Source organism: Paenibacillus sp. P32E (assembly GCF_001909085.1).
GTDB classification, from domain to species: domain Bacteria; phylum Bacillota; class Bacilli; order Paenibacillales; family Paenibacillaceae; genus Paenibacillus_AQ; species Paenibacillus_AQ helianthi.
Map to the genome: position 1 here is coordinate 37,109 of NZ_LVYY01000007.1, position 23,676 is coordinate 60,784.

A 23,676-nucleotide genomic window follows, 5' to 3' on the forward strand; every position below is an offset into this window, starting at 1 on the left:
TGTAAATAGTACTTTCCGGCCATAGCCTTGCTTAACCAATGAAGACAAGAACCGGCTGCGCGAATCCCTATAGGGACAGTGCAGCCGGTTCTACGATAACGTATATAGTTATCGAGGGCCTTATCCAGCGCGCCATGGGACATATTAGCGCATTAGATGTCTTTCTTAACGAAAATCCGCAACGAAATCAGATAAGAACAATACAGCAGAAATATGTAAGCCACGCCGCCTATAGCCCATAATAAGATATGGCTTGAGGTTTGCGGGTGAATCCAATCGAGCAGAGCCGGAAACCGCTTTGCCAAATGAGAAGTAGCAGTGATATTCAACATGATCAGCATGATAAAGGCAAAATTCACGATCTGCATCCCTTTTTGTCCCAGCCAGAAGTACAGCGGTAAATAAAAGGCTGCAAGTACCGGGAAGGTTGCAATGGTCAATAGTAACTCTCTCCAGGCAACCGGTTCACTAATCTGCCCGGATAAAACCCCGGCGAGGTAGAGCAGCAGCGTGCAGATCAGACTAATGATAGCATAGGGGATCAGACTTAAATATTTGGCCAGTACCAGCTGATGGCGGGGCACCGGGAGACTGATCTGAAACCGCTGGTTGTTATCCAGCACGTCCATAGCGCAGGCATTCAACAATATCAGCATTGCCGGAAGCAGAGCAAATACCGCGTAGGCATCAATATTCGTAAAACCCATAATGATATAGTATGGAATCAGCAACAACAAAAACTTGCGGACCAGGAAGAAATCCTTACGGATTAAATAAATGGAGTTACGCATGTGCTTCACTTCCTTTTACGGTAAAATACATGATTTCCTCCAGCGTAGGGATCTCACAGATGGCGGTATCCTTGAAGTAGCGTTCGCCTTCCGCACGGTTACCGATCAGTCCTTCGAAGCCTACGGCTGTCTCACGAATACCAATGAACCAGCGCCGGACGTCCCGGTCAAGCAGTTCCCTCCCGCCTTTGACTAGCAGATATTTCTCCGTAAGAGATTCCTTCATCTCGTTGAAAACCAGCCGTCCGTCATTGATGAACACAATATAATCGGCAATGCGGTCCAGATCCATTGTGTTATGTGTGGAGAAGAGAATGGACTTCTTTTCATCCTGGATGTGTTCACTAAGCAGCTCCAGCAGTTCTCTGCGGAATATCGGGTCGAGCCCCGAAGTAGGCTCATCCATAATCAGCAGATCCGCATCGTGGGACAGGGCAATGGCAAGTGAGAACTTGATTTTCATCCCTTTGGACAGATCCTTGATCTTCTTATCCTGCGGGAGCTTGAATCTCTCCTGGTACTTCTGGTATATATCCTCATTCCAGCGGCTGTAGAACGGAGCAATGATCCTCTTCATTTGATTAACAGTAAGACGTTCGTAATAAATATTTTCATCGGATACATAGCCGATCCGGTCCTTGATAGCCGCCTGATGAAGCAGATGGTTCTGCCCGAATAGCTGAATTTCACCCTGATCCGGATAGACCATACCCATGATTATTTGGATCAGGCTTGTTTTACCCGCCCCATTCGGGCCGATCAGCCCTGTGATATACCCTTCCTTAATGCCGACCGTAATATCACGCAGTTCAAACCGGTCATAGCTTTTACTTAAGCCTTCCAGCTGAATGACCTCACTCATTCTTTCTCCTCCTCATAGAGCAGTTTCAGCATCTCCGCAAGTTCCTTATATTCCATTCCCAAAAGCCTGCTCTCGTCAATAAGCTCTTTCAGCTTGCCTTCCATAATCCGCAGCCGCTGCTCCCGGATGAACTCCTGATCTGCCCCGGATACAAATGAACCCTTCCCGACGATAGAATTAATCAGACCCTCCCGCTCCAGCTCCTCATAAGCCCGTTTTGTGGTGATCACGCTGATCTGCAGCTCTTTGGCAAGCTGGCGGATGGATGGCAGGGGCATCCCGGTAACCAGTTCACCCTGAAGAATCAGCTGGCGGACCTGACCCGCTATCTGGGCATAAATCGGCTCGCCGGATGTACTCGATATCAATATGTTCATGTTGCAGCATCAGCACCCTCTGTAATTACTGTAATTACTGTAATTATTGTATATGTGTAATATATACACTATTTGTTTGCTTGTCAAGATTCTCTCTATGCATTAAAGCATGAGGTATCCTGATACCTCTTTATGGGAAAAGGTATGAATATGAGTTTTTATCAAGCTTTTAACTGTTCACTAACGATTGGAAATTATAGTAGATCTAAAAGGGGTTAATCCTTCCAATGCGCACAAAATGGTTCAAGCTAGGCTACGGGACTCTGATTGTTGTCTTCATTCTGCTGTTGATGCCCAAATATTCTTACAATGACCCTGACACGTTCTGGCATATTGAACTCGGCCGTTACATGATTGCCCACCACACCGTGCTGCATCATGCCATCCATACCTTTTACAATGACAAGCTGCCCTATATTCCCCATGAGTTCGGATTTCAGCTTCTTATTGCTCCCTTGTACCAGGCATTCGGGTGGCCGGGAATCTACCTGTTGACTGCCATTTGCCTCTTCTGGCTTATTATGGGACTGCTCCGTTTAGGGAAGGTTTCGCGCAAAGAACTGGGCCTGCCTGAGGAGCATCCGCTCCTCCTGCCTTTTGTGCTGCTGATCACCAGCTGGATCTATTACAACTATTTCAAAGGGCGGCCGCAGATGATCTCTTCCGGGATGATTGTGTGGTTCTTCGTGTATCTGCGGGAATTCCAGCTGAAGACAAGTCTTAAATATGCCACTGCGATGTTGCTCCTCTCCTGCGCAATAGCTAATATTCACACCGGAGTATGGCTGGTGATTGCAGTGTTTACGGGCATGGCTGTGCTGGAATCATTGCTGGAGAAAAAACTAAATTTACGCCGTGCCGCAGTATTCATACTGGTCTGGCTCTCCGGACTTTTGAATCCGGCTGGTGCAAAGAGCTTGCTATATATCTTCACCGTAACCCATAATCACTTCAACATGCTCATCAACGAGTGGCAGCCGATCCAGTTCAACCGAATTGAGAATCTGCCTATTTTGCTGCTGCTGTTGTTTTTTGCGGTAACCCTTCCTTTTTCACTCTACAAAAAGCCCTTCCGCTTCTTCCTGATGGCTGGCATTCTCTATTTGGGGGTAACCAATTTCAAGCAAAACCTGTTTATGTGGTTGTTTATTCCTTATTTCGCAGGCGTTTTCTTCGAAGTGGTACCGTATTTCCGTAGCCTGTCCCTGCGTCTTGGCCGGGGGACTCTGATGTTTGCACTGACAGTAGGCCTGTCCCTTAATATCGTCTGTATTTTCACCGTACCGCCGGCTATCGATGCCAGAGCTTATCCCGTGAAAGAAATGGACTATGTCCTGGAACATGCGGCACAGGGCGTCCGACCTAGGGTGCTCTCCAGCTATGGATCATCCGGTTATGTCATGTACCGCGGGGGTGACGTGCTCTGTGACGGAAGGCAGGACCCTTTTATCACCAAAGCCTCTGCCGGCCCGATGGGCTGGACCGCTTTTGAGCGTTCCATGTACGGTTTCTCGGAATACCTTCCCGATATTGTGAAGTTCGACCATCCCGACTTTTTAATCGTCAAAAACAACAGCTCCACGCGGCTTTATCAGGACTGGGTTAAAGCCTTTGGAACACCGGTCTTCAAAGGAGACTATGGCAGCGTATTTTCGTTATGAGAGGTTGCAGAAAGGACCTCCTCCGGTTCCATGCTAAACAGGCATAATCCGCTTCAGATAGAGGGAATATACCTGTTACTTTATTATCCATTGGCAGCTCACGTAGGAACACCAATTGTTATATGGACAAATGTTGCAAATAGAACAAACCTGTTGTAGCCTGACAATAGTGCGTCTCATTCATTACATAAAGGTGGACCGGCCATGATTCCTGAGCATTATTCCTTTACCGCCGGCTTTAATCTGCTCCCCGAGGAGCAGGACCTTGCCGTTCTGTTCAGCGGTGAAGGCCAGCCATATCCCGGTCATAAAATCGGACCATCCGTTCATGATTATTATCTGATCCATACGGTGTTGGAGGGTGAGGGCTGCTTTCAGAGCAGCACTGTTTCTCAGCAGTGCAGGAGCGGAGACACCTTCGTAATCTTTCCCGGCTCCCTCTTCAGCTATCAGGCGGATGATCGTAACCCGTGGCATTATGCCTGGGTTGCGCTCCAAGGCACCGGTGTATCCGGGCTTCTGTCCGATATCGGCATTACAAAGGAGCGGCCGCTGCTGCATACAGAGAATACCCTGGAGCTGCATAGCTTGTACGAACGAATCCGTCTGTGCTTCCGGCAGTCTGCTTATCCGCGTCTGGAAAGTCTGGAGGCCTCTGGATGGACGCGGCTCCTGCTTCACCATTTCGGACAGGACAACCTGGCCATCCTGCCTGCCAGGCCTAAGGAAATGCCGGAAATCATCGACCGGCAGATTGACCAGGCCATCCGCTGGATCTCCCTGCAGTTCCATCAACAGATCAGCATTGACCATATGGCCGCTACGCTCGGTTACCACCGTGCGCATCTGTCCAAGGCTTTTAAGCAGAAAACAGGCCTCTCCCCCAAGCAGTATCTGCTAAAGATGCGGATGGACAAAGCCAAAGGTCTGCTTGCCGGCCCCCTCACCATTGATCAGGTAGCTTCGTCTGTCGGCTTCAACGATGCACTGTATTTCTCCAGGCAATTCCGCAAATTCAGCGGTATGTCACCCAGTGAATACCGCTCAATGCTGCGGCAGGAATAGACGGCGCACCTGTTAAGCCGTGCGTTCTTTTCTCCGGCGCACCAGCCAGAGAACGATAAGAATAACAACGGCACCGCAAATGATATAACTCACAGGACGCATGTACTCCTCAACGACTGTCCAATGGTCTCCAAGGCGATATCCCAGATATACCAGAGCGATATTCCAGGGCAAGGAACCCAGAGCTGTAAAAAAAACAAATTTCCCGGGTTTCATCCCGGCAATTCCAGCGGGTAAAGAAATGAAGGTCCGAATAAAAGGCAGCATCCGGGTGAAGAACACCGTACTTTCACCGTAACGGTCGAACCAGCGCTGGGACTGCTCCAGGTGACGTGAATTAAAGAGAATATATTTACCATACTTTTCCAATAATCTTCTGCCTCCATGTGCCCCCACATAAAATGCGGCTATAGACCCAACGAGATTGCCGAGCACTCCCGCGGCCACCACCTCCGGAAAAGACAACGCTCCTCTGGCAATCAGCAGTCCACCGCTAAGCATAATGACCTCACTGGGAATGGGAATACAGGCGCTCTCCAGCACCATCCCGATCCAGATTCCCCAGATTCCCAGCGTATTTACAAGATTCAGAGCGGCATCCGTTATCGCGTTCAGTAATTGGTGCATGCTATCCCTCCTTATCTTACCTTATTGCTCTTATCACACTTCAGAACCATTTAATGGTTCTGAAGCTCCTCTACAACGGGAAAAGACAGCGTGACTGCCGTTCCCTGTCCGGGTATGCTGGAGAGCGTTATGCTGCCGCTGTATCTTGCGACCAGTCGTTCTGCAATGGCGAGCCCCAGGCCGCTTCCGCCTTGTTCCCGGCTTCTTGACTTGTCCACGCGATAGAACCGCTGAAACAATAGGGGCAAGTCCTCCTCCGGCACTCCAATACCACAGTCCTCTACACTGATGTGAAGCCGGGACTCCTGCACAGCTCCATTTATCGTAATGGTCCGTGTAGACCCCGAATATTTAACAGCATTATCCAATAGAATAAGCAAAATCTGCTCCAGATGATTCGGCACGATATGGATTACCGCACCGTCTATGTCATCGAGATTCTGAGTGAAATGGAAATCGGGATGCAGCAAAGCAAAGTTCCGCAGGGTGTATTGAAGGGTATCATTGGCTATGCAAGGAAAGTCGTATAGCTCCCTGCTCTTCTCTTCTGCCCGTGTAAGCTCCAGTAATTCATTGACAATCCCTTTCAGTCGGCCCAGCTCCTGCACCGATACATTCAGCGATTCTTCAAGAATCATCGGATCATGTTTACCCCAACGGCTAAGCAATGAAATATGCCCTTCAATGATAGAAATCGGTGTCCGTAATTCATGGGAAGCATCCTCAACGAACTGCTTTTGGCTATAAAAGGAAGTCTCGAGCTGATCCATCAGATCATTAAAAACCCTGGCAAGCTGAGCCAGCTCATCATTGCTGCCCGAGATGCGTACCCTCTCCTGCAGCCCTTTTTGCTTAATGCTGGTCATGGTGTCTCTTAACGATTGAATGGGCCGCAGGAGCTGCCGGGACAAAAAAACTCCCCCTATCCCGCTGATGACGATAGCACCCAGCCAGCCGGCGATCATAACACCCAGCAGCAGATCACTTAGCTGATCAGAGCTTTCCAGGTTGTTCACAATTTCTATAGTTCCGTTAAACTTGGAGGTTCGCAGCGGACTTCTGACGATCAGAAGATGTTCTTCTTCATGCCAGATACTGTCCGTGGTTGTCTTCGTTGATACTTGCGGTTTCACCCATTCCTCCGGCAGTTGGGCAGATGCGGTTAATACCGGTTTACCGCGAGCATCCAGAATACGGATCAGCTGATGGCTCCCGTTGATGCTCTCAATAAAAGAATGGCTGCCGGCGATTCCTTCAGCCGTTTCGTTCTCTGCCCGGAAGTACCCTTGAATCTCCTCTATATTCTTGTGGAGGGCAATCTGCTCCTGATGCAACATCCAGCGGTTAATCACAAAATATTGCACCCCGTTGTAACTCAGAAACAGTACACACAGCAAAATAGAGGACCAAATGGCCAGCATCCAGCGGATGGACAACCGCGACAGCAGTGTGGTGACTCTTCTCATTTACGGATCACATATCCCAGACCGCGCAGAGTCTGTACAACACTGGGTTGTCCAGGTGAGTCGATTTTCCCTCTCAAATAGCTGATGTACACATCTACCACCTTCATTTCTACATCCGTTTCATAGCCCCATACTGCCTCCATCAGCTTCTCCCTGGTCATCACCCGGCCCATGTTCTGCATCAACACCAGCAGGATATCGAATTCGCGCTTCGTGAGCTCAAGGGTCTCCCCGGCTTTGGTAAGGGTCCGGCCCAGCGCGTCGAGCTGAAGATCCTGGCATACCAGCAGATGCCCTTCCAATAGAGTGCCCGCTCTTCGCAGTAACGATCTCATACGTGCGAGCAGCTCCTCAATCGCAAAAGGTTTGGCGATATAATCATCGGCACCACTGTCCAGCCCGTTGATTTTATCGGACAATCCGTCCCGGGCTGTAATGATAATGACCGGAGTCTGCTTCACCTTGCGGATGCGCCGGCAGACCTCAATTCCGTTAAGGCCCGGCAGCATCAGGTCCAGCAATATTAAATCCCAGTTTTCTTCCTCTGCCAGCTTCAGACCGTTAATCCCATCCTGCGCCCGGGTAACCGAATAAGATACATGCTGCAGCTCCAGTTCAATGAAGCGGGCCAGATTCTTCTCATCTTCAATCAATAGTATTCTGTTCATATGTGATCCTCTCCACGTGAAGCCATTCATTCATTCCTTCACTTCTATACAGGTACAACTAAGTGTACCTCTGCTTTCTTAAAGAATCATTAATTTATGAATGGTGTTCCTGATCAATTGTCACTTCACCTGTTCCAACTCTGATAAAGCTGTCCCAAAATGACCCTACCCTATCATTAAGCGAGTTTCAGGCGATTAAAAACGGAGGAATGGGCAGATTTACGCATAACAAAAAGGAGCATTGGGGGAAATGCTCCTTTTTGTCTTACATCTTCAAGTTGGTTGCTGTGATCGCTGGGCCCAGTTAGAATCCCAAACTTATATCTATAATTTACCATCAAAATTACATAAATACAAGTATTTCCTTTCTATTCCATGGAAAAACATTTCATCAGGAGTACGGTTCGTTTATTTGGATCTCTACATCATAGCTACGGAGTCATTTGTGTGTGTGATGTTCCTGGGTAGCTGCCTCATAACCGGCCCTTTGCAAAATAGAATGGACCACAGCCGTCTTCCCTTCGCAGTAAGCATCGATATCATATCGGAACTGCTCGGCCAGACTCAGCTTCACTTGTTCATATTCCCGTGCGGCTGATGGGTTGACCCGTAGATATTCGCGTAAAATAATATGCTCCAGATGCCCTTTACCGTCCTTTGGACACACGTACAGATGATATTTCATGAACCCGTCTTCCTGCTCCCGATTGAATGCCTCCCTGCCTTCGATACCGAGATTGCCTTGATGAACATATCCATATTGACTTAACCGCTCAACGATCTTCGGGAAAACCTCATAACTCTCCATCACCAAATCTATATCAATGATGGGTTTGGCTGATAATCCTTCAACAGAAGTGCTGCCGACATGTTCAATAGCTAGGATAAGATCACCAGTTATTTCATGCAGCCATTCGCGCAATCTGCCGAACTCACTCTTCCATGCGGGATCATAAGGAACCACTTCAACAACCTTAGTGTTTTTAGCGATGCTCTTCACCCCCTATACGTTTCTTAATAGACCAGCATTGTATGGCACAACTATTATAGCAGGATCTGTCAATTAAAATCTCAAATTACTTTTTGCCCTAAGATGGATAACATACTGGGATAAAATACAAAACACCGCATCATACTAAGCTTGGAGAGATGGAGGTGAACGTCATGCCCAAAAACAGTGCCGATCCCAAACACGACCGCGCCAATAACCGTGCGGATAAGAAAAACAATCAGCAGAATCACGATCATCTCACCGAGGAGCCTCAAATGGTTAGCAACAATAAAGCTGCCGATTATGTGCCAAGCTTAAATGGTGTTACCAAAAATGAAACTTAGTTGACGGAAAGGCTGCACCTCGTTGCTCTTGGACGAAAGTGCAGTCTTTTCATGTAACCATCTGGAATGGACTGCACATAAGCCAATCATGTCAAAAACCAGACGATACCTGAGCCCACCCGTGAGAATTTGTATGGATGGTCTGGCCTTTTTATTTAGCTTTCGTCCTGGTAGGTCGGTTGCTGTTACTCCTATTTGTGCTTCGACTGTACGGGGATTGAATCACATCAGGGAATATTCTTGAGGTCAAATGGAGGATTTTATAGTAATATAGAAGAAATGCCCGATTCTGGATTCTCAAACCGGACAGGAGGTGAACACAAATGATCCAGTACGACAGGATTATGGAGAAGCTGCGCATGAATCCGCTGAAAAATGTCACCTTGCTAAAAATGCTCACTGCACACCACCAAGTGATGGACAGTTATCTTATCGAACAGGAGAACAATTGGGGGATTCTGCTGCTGCTGCCGGCTAACGCTTTCTCATATGATCTCAGAGCTTATCCCAATGCCAACACCATCGTGCTCTTGGATTACAGCAGCCCGGAACTGATCCCGGCATTAATTGACCAGTTGCCCAAGGATGCCCGGCTTGTCTTCAAGCTTCAGGATGAGTATAGCGTACTTGCATTTTCTGAACACTATCCGCTGTATAAAACCCGCTGTTTTTACTCCTACAGCACAGCATCCGCTCATTCCTTTGCCGAGGACAGGGATACGGTGCTCAGTGAACTGCCGGATGAAAGACTATATCCGTTGTGGGCGGCAAATGGCTATTCCAGTGACGAAATCGGGCATTATTTTGCGGAAGGTGCTTTTTCCGTATCTCTTTTTGAAGGCGAATTTCCGCTGAGTACCTGCTTTGTTTTCCGTAATGAAGAACAGATCTGGGAAATCGGGGGTGTGCATACCGTTGAAGAAGGAAGGAACAAGGGATTGGCGAAGCGTGTGGTCCGCACAGCACTATTCCATACCCTGCAAAGGGGGTATATTCCCAGATACCAGGTTCAGGACAATAATGTTCCTTCCATTCGACTGGCGGAGTCTTTAGGTCTGTCGCTTGCGGTGAAGCTTACACACTGGATCAACTACATAGAACAGCCGATATAAATAAATACAAGTGGAAACGGCTTCGCCGTCCTTTTGAGGACGGTATCCGTTTCAGCGAGAAATAGAAGGATAATTTATCGCGTGAAACATAAAAATTCTTATCTTTGAACAAAGAGCACATCTCCGGTTGGAAAATATTATATAATACACTGGAGCCATGGTTCACAAAACACATAAAAGGAGCTATCACATGAGTTATCAACCCCCGCCATTTGGAAATCAGGAATATTACACACAGCCACCCGCGCCCGCCAAAACAAACGGCAAATCCGTTGCCGCCCTGGTGCTGGGAATTTTATCGATCGTATCTCCTTATATTGGTCTGATCTTTGGGATTATTGCCATTATTCTCTCCGCGATTTCGCTCAAAGAGATCCGCAACCGTAATGAACAAGGCAAAGGGATGGCTATTGCCGGGCTGGTCTGCGGAATTGTAGGTACTATTATTTATGCGGTTATTATTGCTATCGTTGTTGTTGCAATTATTTTCTTTAATGACTATGATGGCGGCATTAATTCGTTCAACAGCTTCAACAACATCTAACCTGCCCTATAAATCCTTATATTTTGAACATAAAAAGGAAGCGGACACCGGTTTCGAAACCTGGTATCTACTTCCTTTTTATGTTGCAGTATAGGCGGGGTGATTATTGCGGCGGCGTTCCTTTGCTCATCAGAATATTGATATTCTGCTGCTGGCGATACTCGGTAGGGGTTAAATGGTACCGTTTGCGGAACATCTGGGTGAAATGCTTCATGTCCTGATACCCTACACGCTCGGCGATCTCAGCCAGTTTCAATTTCGGATTAAGCAATAACAGCTTGGCCTGCTCCAGCCGCAGCGAAGTAACATACTCTTTGTAGCCCTGCCCGGTTTTTTGCTTGAACAGCTGACTGAAATAGGCCGGATTCAGGAAAACTACCGAAGCCATTTTTTCCAGGGACAAGTCTTCATAGAAATGCTCCTTGATATAATGCAGCGCCACATCTATCGCCTTCTCCCCGCTCCCCTTCATCGGTTCGAGCTCCAGTGCCTGTGACGCCGAGGCTTCTCTCATCCGTTTGACGACCTGCGGAACAGTATTGAAATCATAACTGAGGCCGGAGTGTATCATTTGAAAAGGGATCTTTAAATAGTGTGTGAGATGCTCCTTGACTTCATCCTGAAACTGCTGAATCGTGGCATCCTCCCGCAGGGTAATGAGTCCAAGCAGACTCTGGCGGTCATAGCTGACAACAAAGCCTCGCCCGTGCAGCTCAATAAGCTCAGACAGCACATTCTCGACAATGAAGTGCTCCAGCCGTATGCTTCTGTCCTCCGCATCCAGCTGCACCATCACCATATAGAAATGCTTATAATCTTCGATGAAGGGCTCAATGTCCAAATTACCGATATCGAGTCCTGAGGCTAAACGCTGAAAGACGCCTTCCCTCAGAAACCGCAGGCTCGCTTTCAGCCGCTCTCCCTGCCGGGAAATATCATTGTCCTGCTCAATTTCAACAGTGAGATTGGTGATGATTTCCAGCAGCTTGCTCTTGCCGATGGGCTTAAGCAGATAATCCCTCGCCCCAAGTCGTACCGCCTCCTGGGCATAGGAGAACTCACTGTGCGCCGAGATCACGACCCATTTTACATAAGGGTACCGGCGCTTGGAGATCTTCATGAATTCAAGTCCGCTCATCCCTGGCATCAAAATATCCGTCAGAACGATGTGAATCCGCTGCTCTTCCATAATCTTGACGGCGTCTTCCGCCTTTGCCGCCACAAATACCTGATGATCCGGACTGATCTGTCCGATGGTTCGCATGATGCCTTCGCGGATTACTCTTTCATCATCGGCTACAAGAATATTCACGTGATGTTGTCTCCTTCCAACCTAATCGGCAGCACAATGGCAACCTGTGTCCCTTCTCCGGGAAAGCTCTGAATGTGCAGGCCATATTCCTCTCCGAACATATGCTGCAGGCGGCGGTGCAGATTCTGCAGTCCAATCCCGCCTTTGCCGCCTTCTTTGGGCCTATCCCCGTTCAGGGACTGAAGCAGGCGCTCCAGCTGACCGGCATTCATTCCATCGCCATTGTCCTCCACAATCAATTGCAGAATAGAACCCTCTTCGCGTGTGTACACCTTCAGAATACCTTGGCGGCTCAGAGATTCGAGTCCATGCTTGACGGCGTTCTCAATAACAGGCTGCACCGTCATCTTCGGAACACGGATGTTCAGCCAGCGCTCGTCGATATCCATAATAATCTGCAGTCTCCCTTCCAAGCGGATGGAAATGATCTTCAGATAATGACCAATCTGCTCCAGCTCTTCACGCAGGGTAACCTCGGCGGCATCCTCCCACTGGCTGCTGTACCGGAACATGGATGACAGGGAGAGCACCAGCTCGCCCAGTTGCTCATTTCCCTCTTCATCCAGCATCCAGTAGATCATGTCCAGTGTATTGTAGAGGAAATGCGGATTGACCTGGGACTGCAGGGCATGCAGCTCTGCATTTTTTTCACTGACAGAAGACAGTTTCACGCGTTCAATCAGCTCTTCAATCCGCCGGACCATCCGGTTAAAGGAAGCTACGAGGATATTAATCTCCTGGTAGGAGGACACATTGACCATTCCCCGGAAGTTCCCGACCTCCACCTGCCTCATTTCGCGGATCAGCTTTTTTAACGGTGAGGAGATCGTCTGAGACACAATAGACGCAATTAATGTCGAAACGATAATTAGAATCGAGATGACAATCAGCAAATAACGCTTCATTTCTTTCAATTCCACATTGAGATCCTTATCCGGTGTAATACTCATTACCCACCACCCGGAAAAAGACAGCTTGGAGGCCACCACGAGACGTCCCGCTTCCTGCCGGACACTCTGATCCTGGAAACTCTGCAAGGAAGGCAGCGTTCCCATCACTGGAGCCGGGTCTGTTGCTGAGGTCACAAACCGCCCATCCTCTGACATCAAGTACACCTGGCTGTGCGCGCCCAGCTTGAGGTTCTCCAGAGCGTCAAGAACCGGCTGGGGATTCGTCTCGTAGAGAACAATACCGATCGGCTTGTGCTCATTCAGATCATAGATTTGCCGGCCAAAAGCAAACACCGGGCTATCCTCCACCTGGTCGATTAACGAATGCTGATATACGCCGAGCCAGACCATTTTGCCGGAAGAGGCTTGAAGCTGTTTGTACCAATTCTGACTGTGGTATTTCGGATCGACGACATTCATATAGTTCCCGTAATTATAAATCTTGCCCTTGTCTGTAATGACATGAATGCCTACCAGATCATCCCGCGAATAAAATATGGAACCGATAATATTGGTGATGGTCTGCTCATTAATGTAGGCTACCGCCGGCTCATCCGTTGTTTCATTAATCAATCGAATCATCTCGAAGTTGTTGCTGAGTGATTTGGACAGAGAATCGTACCCTTTGTAGAGCAGGCTGAACAGCCCGGCGGTCTGGGAGACGTTCTTTTGCGACAAATCACTGATCTTCTCATGCAATTGCACGGTAGTCCGGTTATAGTACAGCAGGCTGACAATAAGCAGAATACTGGACATGCAAAAAAGAAACAGCAAGAACAACCGATGATGGATGGAATGAAAGCCGCTTTTCATAGGACTCTCTCCTTTCAACACCTTGTCCTGCCGTTTCCTATTATAAATCTATCCCATTTTTATTTGCAACGACGATTAGCCTTTTACCGCTCCTGCTACCATACCTTTGGTAATTTTGTTGGACAGGAAGAAGTAGATCAGGATAACCGGCAGCGCACCCATGACGAGGAATGCTCCAATGTTGCCGTAATTTACGGAATATTGGCTGACAAACGTGTATACCCCGAATGGCAATGTTTTTAGCTTCTCGGAGGAAATAAAGGTTGCCGCCAGGATGTATTCATTCCAGATGTTGATAAAGGTCAGGATACATACAGTCATTACCGGCGGAATAGACACCGGAAGAATAATGCTGCGGAAGATCCGGTACACGCTTGCTCCATCAATAAATGCCGATTCCTCAATCTCATGGGGGATATCTCTCATAAACCCGGAGAGGATGAAGACAGCAATCGGTGTGGAGAATGCAACGTAAGGCAGGATCAGCGACAAATGAGTGTTCAGAACGTGAATGTTCTTGAAAATAATCATCAGCGGCAGCAGTGTCGCCTGCATCGGAATCATCATGCCCATCAGGAAGATCGTCATAACGATATTGCCGTATTTCCAGCGGAAACGCGAGATGGCATAAGCCACCATGGAAGCCAGCACGATAACACAGATCATTGTAATGCCGGTAACGAACACACTGTTGGATAAGTATTTCAGATAGCTGCCTGACGTATAGGCTTCACTGTAGTTATGCCATTGAAAGGTTTTGGGGAAAGAAAAAAAACTGCCATCCATAATTTCTTCATTGGTTTTCAATGAATAGAGTAATAACCAGAGTAAAGGATATAACTGGGTCACCACAGGAATTGCGAAAAGAAGATACACGATTCCTTTTTTGAATTTTCGCATGATCGCGCACTCCTTTTCTAATTGAATTTACGTTCAATTCTATTGAATATAGTATTGATAAATCCGGTAAAGACCAGACAGACTACAACCAGGAAGCTGGCAATCGCACTGCCGTATCCATACTTCAAAGACATAAATGAGCTGTTGTACATATGTGTGGAGATAACATCGGTTGCATGAGCCGGACCACCGGCGGTCATAACCATAACCAGATCGAAGGCCTGCAGGGAACCGATAAACGCCAGTACAATCGATATTTTAAAGATCGGGACGATCAGCGGAAGTGTGATGTAGCGATCCGCTTTGAATCCGTCCGCCCCGTCAATTTTGGCCGCTTCATAAAGCTCATCCGGAATATTCTGCACCCCTGTGTACTGAATCAATAGATGGTAGCCGAAGAACTGCCATAGGGATACGAGATAAAGAGCGAACATCGCAATTTTGGGCTCGGTCAGCCAGTTGTGTGTCCAGCTGTTCAGTCCCAGAGAAATCAGAACACCGTTGAGCATACCGCCCATGGATGCCGGGTTGTAGATCGTTTTCCACAATTGTCCAATAATAACAACAGAAAGAATAACCGGTGTGAAGTAGATCGAAACCAGTGTGTTTCCTCTTTTGACATAACGGTTAAGCAAAATAGCCATTCCCAGGCAAAGTGGAATTTCCAGCATGGAAGCTACGGCATATAGCAAGGTTCTTCTTACAGACGGCCAAAACACCGGGTCATTGAAGAACATATTTTTGAAATTGCCGAAACCGACAAATGTGGCAGACGTAAGTCCGTCCCATTTCAATAAACCTGTATACAGTGAAACCAGTATGGGTATAAACACAAGGCACACGTACAAGAACAGACACGGCAACACGAAGACGGCTATTGTGCGTGCTGGCACCTTCAGTACTTTCATCTTTCCCGCCTCCTAAACAAGCAGATTCTTTGTCTATAGTAGATGTTATGTTTCATTGATAAATTTCGGTGCGAAGAAGCCAGGTTCAGCTTGCTTCGCACCGAGAGTGAACGATGATTGTGGCTGCTTATTTATTAGCTTCGAATGCGGTTTGATGTTCTTTGGCTACCGCAGCGGAATCCATTTTCTGCACGAACAGGTTCTGGATACTGCTGAGATGCACCTGAGAGGTGGCCGGATTCATCGTGTTGTCAAACGAAAGGTCGCCGCCCTTAACTTGGTTGAACAGACCGGCAATGGTAATCGCCAGATCGGAGTAACCGGCTGCTTTCAAATCGCCGTCAACCTTTTGACCCAAACCTACAGCATTTTTCAATTCAAATTGTTTTTTAGGCAGATTGCTGGCGAAGAAGTTGAGGAAATCTTTGGTTTCCTGCAGGTGCTCACTGTTAGCAGATATTGCGAATGCACTTCCTGGTGCAAGCATGAATTGGTTAGGGTCGCCTTTGCCGTTAACTGTAGGGAATTGGAATGCTCCTACTTTACCAGCTACGGACGAAGCATCCACTGCGCCTGTTTCCCAAGATCCGATAACCCACATAGCCGCTTTACCGGATTTGAAGATGTTACCGCCGGCATTGGCGTCGATGGAAGTTGCGCCGTCAGGGAACGCGCCTGCTTGAACCAACTGTTGGAAAGCATCTACTGCTTCTACGAAAGCAGGATCTTCAAAGGTTTTCTTGCCATCCATTACGTCCTGCAGGAAGCCGGGGCCGCCGTTGGTGCGAAGCAGGATATTCATGAACAAGAAGGAGCCTGTCCAGGAATCTTTTTCACCGATTGCCAGTGGGGTAATGCCCTTATCCTTGAGGATCTTTACATCTTTAAGCATTTCTTCAAAGGTAGTTGGTGTTTTAGCGATACCAGCCTTTGCGAATAAATCTTTGTTGTAATAAACCACTTCGATGTTATTACCATCCGGCAGCGCGTATACATTGCCATTAAAACTGTAGTAGTCCAGCAGCCCCGATTGATATGTGTCTTTGAGTCCGTTCTGGTCCAGCATATCGTTCAGCGGAGCGAACAGTCCGGCATCTACAAACGGTTTCATTTGTGCAGCCGGGTTCACGATGGTGATATCCGGAACCTCTTTGGAAGCCGCTTGGGTTTTGAGCTTCACCTTTTGCTGGTCCGTGTTCAGCGTGTCCAGTTCAATCTTGATATTTGGATGTTCCTTTTCGTACTGATCCTTCAGCTCATGCACCATTTTGTAGGACGGTGTGGTTGGATCGGGATAAATGTTCTGGAAGGTGATGGTTACCTTCTTGTCACTCTTCGTTGTATTTGTTGCTGTTCCGCTGTTGGTGCTGTCAGGTGCTGTACTTGCCGCTGCGTTATTCTTGCTGTTGTCGTTCGAGTTGCCGCATGCCGCAACGCTTAAAGCCATTGCTGCTGTTAGTGCGACGGTGAATGTTGTCTTCATTTGTCTGTTGACCATGAATCAATGCCCCCTGTGTTCGTGATAGGTTTATTATCTTCTGATTAAGCGCTTCCAACAAGGTGGGAACTGCAGAAATAAGGTTTGTTTTTTCTAGGTATACCAAAAAAATACTCCTGTGCTCAGCAGCAGGAGTATTTGAAATTTCAAATCTATTCATTAACAGGCCTTGATATATATAGCATGGACAGACCTTCTTGCTGATTCAGCACGTTTTCTTTATTCCGTTCTCCCCCACTGTTTCAGCACCTCTACCAGCCCCGGAACATCCAGCCCATCGAGCGAAAAAGCTTTTCGCAGCAGGTCATGCGGAATGAATTCATCGTATTTGCCAAGGTACGGTGCTTCATCTGGTCCCAGTAGAGCGATCGGATTGGATGCAGCGGTGGCCTCCGCGATAATCTCCTGCTCCAGCGTCTCAGCATCTGTTTTTCCGGCAACAACCATATAATAAGGCTCCATGGGGGTTACCGAACGTAATCCCAGCGGGCCTTTGTGATTATTCTTCAGCAGCCGTTCCAGGGTACGGAACTGCCGGCTTCCGGCCCAAGGGAGAATGAACATCGAATCTCCGCCTGCAGGAAGCACAGAATGCTTAAGCAGTCCGCTCTCCTTGGCCAGGCGGCGGGCCCGTTCCAGTCTTGCGGCCGCACTGGGTGCCAGATAGGGGTACAGCACCGTAGCTCCCAGTACTTCACGAATCTTAGTCATAATGCGGGTATGCACATCCCCGCCCGCGCCTAGCCATAAGGTATCGACTTTACCGCGCGAGCCTTTGACATACACGGCCTTATGGCGGTTGTCTACCTCTTCAACCTTCCAGAGCTTGCCCGCAAGTGTGAAGCAGTATCCTGGCGGCGGCACTGTGGTAATCGAACCAATCTCCTCAGTGCCGTTATAGACCACATGCTCCTCGTCGTCTTTGAATACGGCATAGAACCGGAAGTTATTGACGATCTTCTCCCCCGCCAGCCCGATCAGCAGACTGCCCTCATCCATGGACTGAATATGACCCATGCCGATCATATATTCCATGAACGCATCATAATCGGCAGGCTCAATACAACTGAACGAAGGCAGGCTAAGCACTGCATCCTTTAGATCCTCCGGCTCGGCTTCGCCCATACTCTTCAGTATGCTCATCGTCTGATGGTAGAGCAGCCCGACAGGAAGCTGCCGCACGACCAGCGGCTCAACCCACTTCTCGCGCACATAGAGTTCGATAACCGCGATAGCCCTCAGCAGCGTCCACGGCATCCTCGCGGGAAGCTGCGCCTCCTCGTCCTCTTCCTCCGGTGTGACGAAGATCATCTCCGAGGCGGTGTCTCCCCTTCGCCCGGAACGGCCCAGCCGCTGCACAAAGCTGGCGCAGCTGTAGGGCGCACCAAGCTGCAGTACGCGCTCCAGCTCCCCAAGGTCAATGCCGAGCTCCAGCGTCAGCGTAGCTGCCGCCACCGCCGGACCACTTCCCTGTCGGAGCGCAGCCTCCGTCTCTTCACGCAGCATCGCGGAGATACTTCCGTGATGTACATGGAACACATCGCGCTCCCCCCGCTTCGCCGCAAGCCGCCGCATCTCCAGGATCGCCTCCTCAGCATCGGAGCGGCTGTTCGTGAAGATAAGCGCCTTCTTCGAATGTGTATGATCATAGATGAAACCATAATACGCCTGGCGCGCCCGCTCCAGATGTTCGGCCTGTACCTCGTCCCGTGCATCCGGGAAGGAAAAATGTTCTACGCTGAGGCGCAGCTTGCGCCCGCCCTGCGGTGCGGAGACCTCCACACTGTCGCGGGTACCGGCAGCCAGCCATTCCGTTACGGATGCGTAGTCGCTAAGTGTGGCAGATAGACCGATCCGCCGCGGGTGGCAGCCCGCCATCCGGTTGATCCGGGCAAGCTGGCTGAGCACCTGGATACCGCGGTCCGCCCCCATGAAGGCATGCACTTCATCGACTATAATGAAGCGAAGATCATGGAACAGCGCTGGAATGGCGTTGGGGCGGTTCATAAGCAGCCCCTCCAGGGATTCCGGTGTAATCTGCAGGACTCCGGAGGGGTTCTGCATCAGCTTCGTCTTGTCTGCCTGCGGTACATCCCCATGCCAGTGCCAGACGGGAATATTCCCTTCGCGCAGCAAATCATTCAGCCGGGTGAACTGGTCATTGATCAGCGCCTTAAGCGGCGCTATGTAGAGAATACCCACCGAAGCTGAAGGATCTTCATACAGCTGGGTAAGCGCCGGGAAGAATGCCGCTTCCGTCTTGCCGGAAGCTGTGCCAGAGGCTATCAGCAGATGATGCGTTGTATCGAACAGGACGCGGCAGGCGTCCACCTGGGCCTCACGTAGTGTTTCCCAGCGGTTCTTATAGATAAACTCCTTAATAAACGGAGCAAGCCTGTAAAATGGATTATCGCTCATAGGTCAAACTCCGCCAGAAATCCGTCCAGCTCGTTCGTCTCTGTTTCAGCAGGCTTTACCGTCCGCTCACCAACAAGCTTCTCGAACGATATTTCCGGATGCTGGTGCAACGTATGCAGCAGGTCCATGAAATCGCGCACCACCTCGCGTGCGGTGAGCAGCTCTTCCGCACCGAGACGGCCTACGGCTTCTTCCATGAAATATACGAGCTGCTCCTGCGTAAGCTTGGCCTCATAACCGTAGTGAAGAGCGTGAATATCCCGCAGCTTTTGCAGCAGCACCAGAATTTCCTCGTGAGAGAGCATATCCAGTGATATAATCGGCCCGGTAAAATTATTAAGACCCGTCCCGCCATAACGTCCGGCTACAAGCCTTGACCGCAGCGCTTCATAACTGAACAGCCCGCGGCGTCCGTCTTCGACGAATTGCGGTGTCCCTCCAATAAAGATCCCCAGCCGCTCCGCCTTGCCCTGCATAGTATCGTTGAACATGGTCAACAACTTCTCATAATTGCTCTGGCGCGAAATACTGTTGGTGATCTTATATAAGTTAACCCCTTCATCAATAAACAGCAGCAACCCTTGATACCCGATGGCACCCGTGAATTCCGCCCATAACTTCATATAATCATACCAGTTGTCATCGTCGATAATGACACCTACACCAAGCGCCTTGCGCGCTTCGGTACGGGTGGCGAACTCGCCGCGCAGCCAGCGCAGGGAATCCTGCTTGAGCTCATCATCGGCAAGCTTATGGCCGTTCCAGTAAGCGGCTAACACCTTGGCAAAATCAAAACCGTGTACGAGCCCGCGCATTTCCGAAGCCACGGAATAGATTCTTTGTTCCACCTCTTCACCGAGCTGCGGGGCGTCCGGGCCATAGCCCTTCTCCTGCATCACGGCTTGCTGCAGGGTAACGATCCACTTCTGGAGGATCATCTCCAGTGCTCCGCCGTCCGGGCGTGTTCGTGTGGACAGGTGGCTCATCAGCTCTTTATATGTAGCTAGGCCCTGCCCTTTGGTTCCTACCAGACGCCTTTCCGGGGACAGGTCGGCGTCCGCCACTACAAAGTCCCGGTCCATGGCGTAGTTGCGGATAATTTGCAGCAGGAAGCTTTTGCCGCTGCCGAATTTACCGGTAATCAACTTGAAGGCTGCGCCGCCTTCGGCAATATTATCCATATCACGGAGTATGGCCTCGACCTCGGGCCGGCGGCCAACCGCGATATGCTCCAGACCAATACGCGGAACAACACCCGCTGTCAGCGAGTTCATCAGCGCAGTGGTCATTCGTTTTGGTATCTTCAGTACACTCATCAATCATTCACCCCACCCAAGTATGGCAGCAACGGCATAAATTCCTCGTTCAGCTCTTCTCCATCGATCAGCAGATCACCCAGAAGATCCATCGCAGTCTCATTGATTCCATCGAACAGCAGCTCAGTCATCGTTCCACCGGCCGCAGCCAGATTGTTCACCACATTCATTCCTTTACCTTCTGCCAGAGCACGAACGACAGCCCATTCAAGCGGAGTCAGCGCAGCAGCGAACTGCTGTAAGATTGCAGGAGTACCATTACCCGCATCTGGCAGAGCCTCAGCCATAGGGCCACTATCTTCTATAATAAAAGAAGCTTCGGAATCCGCAGAGCGGTTCTCCTCCTCAGACACATGCAATTCCGCGAGTCCCGGCAACTCCTCTTCTGCCTCTGGAAGCCGATCCAACATTAGCTCGTTTTCCTCTACCGTAAGCAGTGTCCGTACGATGTCGGAATCGTTTTGAAGCTGCTTCAGCTTCCGGGGGTCAATGATAACCGCCGGGCCCTTTTCCTTCTGCTCTTCCTTCCGGAATTCACGCTGCAGAAACCGGGTGACCAGGTCTTCCATGTCGGCATCAACCTTCACATCCTTTAACCTGCCCCGGTAGCCCAGCAGCGCGCGCAGCTTATTCTCCGTCAGCCGGAACAGCCTGGTGATCAGACTGCGTAGTGGAGGAGATTTACTGATCCGCACCACTGGCACCAGTACAGAATAGCCGTATAACGAGATGTCGTACACTGCACTACGAAACAGATAACGTTCCCGCACTACTGCCGGGCCCGGAGGGAACATTCCGATCAGATTAGAGCCATGCTTGCGGGCTACGTATGCATCAATCAGCGCAACCACCAGCGGGATATAACGTTCTGCCGCCGCCTTGCCTTCACCTGCATAAAATTTCGATTTGCTCATATCGTAATCCGACATGACGGTCAATACTTCAAAAGACAACTGCTCCGGTGCAGAGGTCAAACAGCGCATCAGCTCAAGCTCCGCCAGATCACCGGCAAGACCGCGCGAACGGGAGACTATACCCGTCAGCGGGACCTCCAGATGATGCACAAATGAGAAATCCGCAATCCATCCGCCCAGGTATTGATCCAGTCTTTTATATTGATCCCGGTAAGCTTCCCATAACAGATTCAGCTGCCGGTATCCTTCCTGAGGCTCGTCCCAGCCCACACCATTAATCAGCTCGTAGACATGCAGAAAGATATAGGACAGATCCGTCTTTGGATACCTGCCCTGTCTGACCTCATCCCGCCAAAAGAAATACCATCTGCTCTGCGCTCCGGTCATGTGCCCATAGGTCGGCCAGTAGCTTTTGAAAGGAACAAACAGTGCTGCTGCTTCCTTGTGATCCGCAAGTTCCCTGGCCCGGACAACAAACTGGCTCTCTGTTGTAGTTACCGGTTCTTGAGTTTCTTCCATATCCCATAGCTGAAGCTGTACTGTTGACTCCTTCGGAGTCTTTTTCTTGGGCATGACCGCTGGTACCTTGTGAACCCTGGCCTCTGCTGAAGCACGTGGAGGAATCGGCACATTCTGCTCTGTGCTCTCCCACACCAGTTCTGTAAAATGCGGCTCTTTCCCGTCTCTTCTCAACTCTCCCACCCCCATTCCGGTCTTACGAAAAAACGGTCCTGTTCACAGAAGTGAAGGAACCGTTTGTGTTCTTCTGGTATGAAGTAACGCTGTCTGCATCTTACTATTAATATTAGCATTCTTGACGGACGAACATCAAGCCTGCCACTGAAGAATTGGGACTAACTGAGCTCCATTCCTTTGGTCTCTTTGCCGAGGAACAGTACCGCTAACGCACCGATGATAATGGTCCCGAAAAAGATCATGAATATCGATCCGATCCCTACTTCATTGCCAACCATGACTCCCACCAGCGTGGGTGCGATAATCCCGCCGATCCGGCCAAAGGAAGTCGCAAGTCCTGCCCCCGTTGAGCGGATGGCTGTCGGGTACAGCTCCGGTGTGTAAGCGTACATCCCGCCCCATGCGCCCAGATTGAAGAACGACAGGCAGATCCCGGCAGCCATCAGCATGCCCTCGGTATTTGAATTTCCGAACCACGCAGCACTGACCGCTGTGAGCAGAAGATAAATCACAAGCACAAACTTGCGGCCGAATTTCTCGATGAAATAAGCTGCTGTGAAATATCCCGGCAGCTGTGCCAGCGTCATAATCAGTACATACTCAAAGCTTCTGACCAGACTGAAGCCTTTGATTACCATGACCGTAGGCAGCCATAGAAACATGCCGTAATAGGAAAAAACAACCGTGAACCACAAAATCCAAAGCATGATCGTCGAACGCCGGTATTCCCCGGACCAGACGGTGGCAATGCGGCTCCGCAAGGGTACAGGAGCTTTCTTTTGGATCTCTGCAAATCGTGGAGAGTCATCAATCGCCCGACGCAAGTACAATGCATAAAGGGCAGGTACGGCACCAATAGCAAAAGCCACTCTCCAACCGTAATCCGGAATCACGAAATAAGCGATTAACGCCGAGACGATCCATCCGACCGCCCAAAAGCTCTCCAACAGGACTACCGCCCGGCCTCTTTCCTTCGCAGGCATACTTTCCGAGACCAGAGTTGAGGCTACAGGCAGTTCTCCGCCAAGTCCAAATCCGGCGATAAAACGCAGCACACACAGCATGGCATACCCGGCGGCAAAAGCCGATAATCCACTGGCCAGTGAGAAAATAAGAAGTGTCCACAGCAGTACCGATTTACGTCCGAAACGGTCAGCCAGAATACCTGCAGCCGCCGCGCCCACTGCCATACCTATAGAATTGATGCTCGTCAAATATCCGATTTTTTCCGGTCCGAGGCCCCATTCCTTGGCAAGTGCCGCCACCACAAAAGAAATCATCCCCACATCCATCGCATCAAACATCCAGCTAAGGCCCGCACTGAACAGCAGTTTCCTTTGCTTCGGATTTTGCAGTAACGACATATTATTTAGCATTGTGCACCTCTTCCCTAACTCCGACTAATCAACCTGGTATTTATTGCTTGTTTCACTTACACATTCT

At 49.5% G+C, this 23,676-nt stretch carries 21 protein-coding genes; 5 read left to right on the forward strand and 16 right to left on the reverse strand.

Annotation, left to right across the window (positions count from 1 at the left end):
• Positions 1 to 152: 152 nt before the first annotated feature.
• From A3848_RS08010 to A3848_RS08020, 3 genes are read right to left on the reverse strand one after another with little or no spacing between them, the layout of a single operon-like run.
• Complete coding sequence (locus A3848_RS08010; protein ID WP_074084431.1) at positions 153 to 791, reverse strand: ABC-2 transporter permease; 639 nt, start codon at positions 789 to 791, stop codon at positions 153 to 155.
• Positions 784 to 1,653 (reverse strand): ABC transporter ATP-binding protein, encoded by an 870-nt coding sequence (locus A3848_RS08015; RefSeq protein WP_074084432.1) that lies wholly within the window; start codon positions 1,651 to 1,653, stop codon positions 784 to 786. Before A3848_RS08015 ends, A3848_RS08010 begins: the two co-directional genes overlap by 8 nt.
• Positions 1,650 to 2,030 (reverse strand): GntR family transcriptional regulator, encoded by a 381-nt coding sequence (locus tag A3848_RS08020; RefSeq protein ID WP_074084433.1) that lies wholly within the window; start codon positions 2,028 to 2,030, stop codon positions 1,650 to 1,652. The genes A3848_RS08015 and A3848_RS08020 overlap by 4 nt, the downstream gene beginning before the upstream one ends.
• A gap of 227 nt (positions 2,031 to 2,257) precedes the next feature.
• On the opposite strand from A3848_RS08020, the gene A3848_RS08025 reads away from it, so the two are divergent.
• On the forward strand, positions 2,258 to 3,691 hold the full coding sequence (locus A3848_RS08025) for a hypothetical protein (RefSeq protein ID WP_074084434.1): 1,434 nt from the start codon (positions 2,258 to 2,260) through the stop codon (positions 3,689 to 3,691).
• 204 nt (positions 3,692 to 3,895) lie between these two features.
• The gene (locus A3848_RS08030; protein ID WP_074084435.1) at positions 3,896 to 4,756 is read left to right on the forward strand and encodes an AraC family transcriptional regulator; all 861 of its coding nucleotides are present in this window, start codon (positions 3,896 to 3,898) and stop codon (positions 4,754 to 4,756) included.
• A 12-nt stretch (positions 4,757 to 4,768) separates the two neighbouring features.
• Here A3848_RS08030 and A3848_RS08035 read toward each other — a convergent pair whose 3' ends face one another.
• The 4 genes from A3848_RS08035 to A3848_RS08050 form a co-directional block, all read right to left on the reverse strand.
• The gene (locus tag A3848_RS08035; protein ID WP_074084436.1) at positions 4,769 to 5,383 is read right to left on the reverse strand and encodes a DedA family protein; all 615 of its coding nucleotides are present in this window, start codon (positions 5,381 to 5,383) and stop codon (positions 4,769 to 4,771) included.
• Between the two features lie 50 nt (positions 5,384 to 5,433).
• A complete protein-coding gene (locus A3848_RS08040; RefSeq protein WP_074084437.1) occupies positions 5,434 to 6,849 on the reverse strand; it encodes a HAMP domain-containing sensor histidine kinase in 1,416 nt (471 codons plus the stop codon).
• Entirely contained in the window at positions 6,846 to 7,517 is a 672-nt protein-coding gene (locus tag A3848_RS08045; RefSeq protein WP_074084438.1) for a response regulator transcription factor, read from the reverse strand. The genes A3848_RS08040 and A3848_RS08045 overlap by 4 nt, the downstream gene beginning before the upstream one ends.
• A 439-nt stretch (positions 7,518 to 7,956) precedes the next feature.
• Entirely contained in the window at positions 7,957 to 8,517 is a 561-nt protein-coding gene (locus A3848_RS08050) for a GrpB family protein (protein WP_256702225.1), read from the reverse strand.
• Positions 8,518 to 8,681: 164 nt separating this feature from the next.
• Here A3848_RS08050 and A3848_RS32185 point away from each other — a divergent pair, with 164 nt between their 5' ends.
• From A3848_RS32185 to A3848_RS08060, 3 genes are all read left to right on the forward strand, one after another.
• Entirely contained in the window at positions 8,682 to 8,852 is a 171-nt protein-coding gene (locus A3848_RS32185) for a hypothetical protein (RefSeq protein WP_167374780.1), read from the forward strand.
• Positions 8,853 to 9,175: 323 nt separating this feature from the next.
• On the forward strand, positions 9,176 to 9,964 hold the full coding sequence (locus A3848_RS08055; RefSeq protein ID WP_074084439.1) for a GNAT family N-acetyltransferase: 789 nt from the start codon (positions 9,176 to 9,178) through the stop codon (positions 9,962 to 9,964).
• Between the two features lie 190 nt (positions 9,965 to 10,154).
• Positions 10,155 to 10,508, forward strand: coding sequence for a DUF4190 domain-containing protein (locus A3848_RS08060; protein ID WP_074084440.1), 354 nt, complete (start codon positions 10,155 to 10,157; stop codon positions 10,506 to 10,508).
• A gap of 103 nt (positions 10,509 to 10,611) precedes the next feature.
• On the opposite strand, the gene A3848_RS08065 is transcribed toward A3848_RS08060, so the two are convergent.
• The 9 genes from A3848_RS08065 to A3848_RS08105 all read right to left on the reverse strand — a co-directional run bounded on the left by A3848_RS08065 (position 10,612) and on the right by A3848_RS08105 (position 23,609).
• Positions 10,612 to 11,820, reverse strand: a complete 1,209-nt coding sequence (locus A3848_RS08065) for a response regulator (protein ID WP_074084441.1) — start codon at positions 11,818 to 11,820, stop codon at positions 10,612 to 10,614.
• Positions 11,817 to 13,583 (reverse strand): cache domain-containing sensor histidine kinase, encoded by a 1,767-nt coding sequence (locus A3848_RS08070; protein WP_074084442.1) that lies wholly within the window; start codon positions 13,581 to 13,583, stop codon positions 11,817 to 11,819. The genes A3848_RS08065 and A3848_RS08070 overlap by 4 nt, the downstream gene beginning before the upstream one ends.
• Positions 13,584 to 13,658: 75 nt before the next feature.
• A complete protein-coding gene (locus A3848_RS08075) occupies positions 13,659 to 14,483 on the reverse strand; it encodes a carbohydrate ABC transporter permease (RefSeq protein ID WP_074084443.1) in 825 nt (274 codons plus the stop codon).
• 17 nt (positions 14,484 to 14,500) lie between these two features.
• A complete protein-coding gene (locus tag A3848_RS08080; RefSeq protein ID WP_074084444.1) occupies positions 14,501 to 15,391 on the reverse strand; it encodes a carbohydrate ABC transporter permease in 891 nt (296 codons plus the stop codon).
• Positions 15,392 to 15,518: 127 nt separating this feature from the next.
• Entirely contained in the window at positions 15,519 to 16,889 is a 1,371-nt protein-coding gene (locus tag A3848_RS08085; protein ID WP_083609589.1) for a sugar ABC transporter substrate-binding protein, read from the reverse strand.
• 219 nt (positions 16,890 to 17,108) lie between these two features.
• The gene (locus A3848_RS08090) at positions 17,109 to 19,307 is read right to left on the reverse strand and encodes a DEAD/DEAH box helicase (protein ID WP_074084445.1); all 2,199 of its coding nucleotides are present in this window, start codon (positions 19,305 to 19,307) and stop codon (positions 17,109 to 17,111) included.
• A complete protein-coding gene (locus tag A3848_RS08095; protein WP_074084446.1) occupies positions 19,304 to 20,623 on the reverse strand; it encodes an ATP-binding protein in 1,320 nt (439 codons plus the stop codon). Before A3848_RS08095 ends, A3848_RS08090 begins: the two co-directional genes overlap by 4 nt.
• A complete protein-coding gene (locus A3848_RS08100) occupies positions 20,623 to 22,230 on the reverse strand; it encodes a TerB N-terminal domain-containing protein (protein ID WP_074084447.1) in 1,608 nt (535 codons plus the stop codon). The genes A3848_RS08095 and A3848_RS08100 overlap by 1 nt, the downstream gene beginning before the upstream one ends.
• Positions 22,231 to 22,391: 161 nt before the next feature.
• Positions 22,392 to 23,609: an MFS transporter gene (locus A3848_RS08105; RefSeq protein WP_074084448.1), complete on the reverse strand. Its 1,218-nt coding sequence runs from the start codon at positions 23,607 to 23,609 to the stop codon at positions 22,392 to 22,394.
• Between the last annotated feature and the right edge of the window lie 67 nt (positions 23,610 to 23,676).

Excerpts from the sequence above, each read along its gene's own strand:
- A3848_RS08010 (WP_074084431.1), bottom strand. The coding sequence starts at position 791 with ATGCGTAACTCCATTTATTTAATCCGTAAGGATTTCTTCCTGGTCCGC.
- A3848_RS08085 (WP_083609589.1), bottom strand. The coding sequence starts at position 16,889 with ATGGTCAACAGACAAATGAAGACAACATTCACCGTCGCACTAACAGCA.
- A3848_RS08075 (WP_074084443.1), bottom strand. The coding sequence starts at position 14,483 with ATGCGAAAATTCAAAAAAGGAATCGTGTATCTTCTTTTCGCAATTCCT.
- A3848_RS08035 (WP_074084436.1), bottom strand. The coding sequence starts at position 5,383 with ATGCACCAATTACTGAACGCGATAACGGATGCCGCTCTGAATCTTGTA.
- A3848_RS08060 (WP_074084440.1), top strand. The coding sequence starts at position 10,155 with ATGAGTTATCAACCCCCGCCATTTGGAAATCAGGAATATTACACACAG.
- A3848_RS08105 (WP_074084448.1), bottom strand. The coding sequence starts at position 23,609 with ATGCTAAATAATATGTCGTTACTGCAAAATCCGAAGCAAAGGAAACTG.
- A3848_RS08095 (WP_074084446.1), bottom strand. The coding sequence starts at position 20,623 with ATGAGTGTACTGAAGATACCAAAACGAATGACCACTGCGCTGATGAAC.
- A3848_RS08055 (WP_074084439.1), top strand. The coding sequence starts at position 9,176 with ATGATCCAGTACGACAGGATTATGGAGAAGCTGCGCATGAATCCGCTG.
- A3848_RS08090 (WP_074084445.1), bottom strand. The coding sequence starts at position 19,307 with ATGAGCGATAATCCATTTTACAGGCTTGCTCCGTTTATTAAGGAGTTT.
- A3848_RS08020 (WP_074084433.1), bottom strand. The coding sequence starts at position 2,030 with ATGAACATATTGATATCGAGTACATCCGGCGAGCCGATTTATGCCCAG.
- A3848_RS08030 (WP_074084435.1), top strand. The coding sequence starts at position 3,896 with ATGATTCCTGAGCATTATTCCTTTACCGCCGGCTTTAATCTGCTCCCC.
- A3848_RS32185 (WP_167374780.1), top strand. The coding sequence starts at position 8,682 with ATGCCCAAAAACAGTGCCGATCCCAAACACGACCGCGCCAATAACCGT.
- A3848_RS08045 (WP_074084438.1), bottom strand. The coding sequence starts at position 7,517 with ATGAACAGAATACTATTGATTGAAGATGAGAAGAATCTGGCCCGCTTC.
- A3848_RS08015 (WP_074084432.1), bottom strand. The coding sequence starts at position 1,653 with ATGAGTGAGGTCATTCAGCTGGAAGGCTTAAGTAAAAGCTATGACCGG.
- A3848_RS08070 (WP_074084442.1), bottom strand. The coding sequence starts at position 13,583 with ATGAAAAGCGGCTTTCATTCCATCCATCATCGGTTGTTCTTGCTGTTT.
- A3848_RS08025 (WP_074084434.1), top strand. The coding sequence starts at position 2,258 with ATGCGCACAAAATGGTTCAAGCTAGGCTACGGGACTCTGATTGTTGTC.
- A3848_RS08040 (WP_074084437.1), bottom strand. The coding sequence starts at position 6,849 with ATGAGAAGAGTCACCACACTGCTGTCGCGGTTGTCCATCCGCTGGATG.
- A3848_RS08080 (WP_074084444.1), bottom strand. The coding sequence starts at position 15,391 with ATGAAAGTACTGAAGGTGCCAGCACGCACAATAGCCGTCTTCGTGTTG.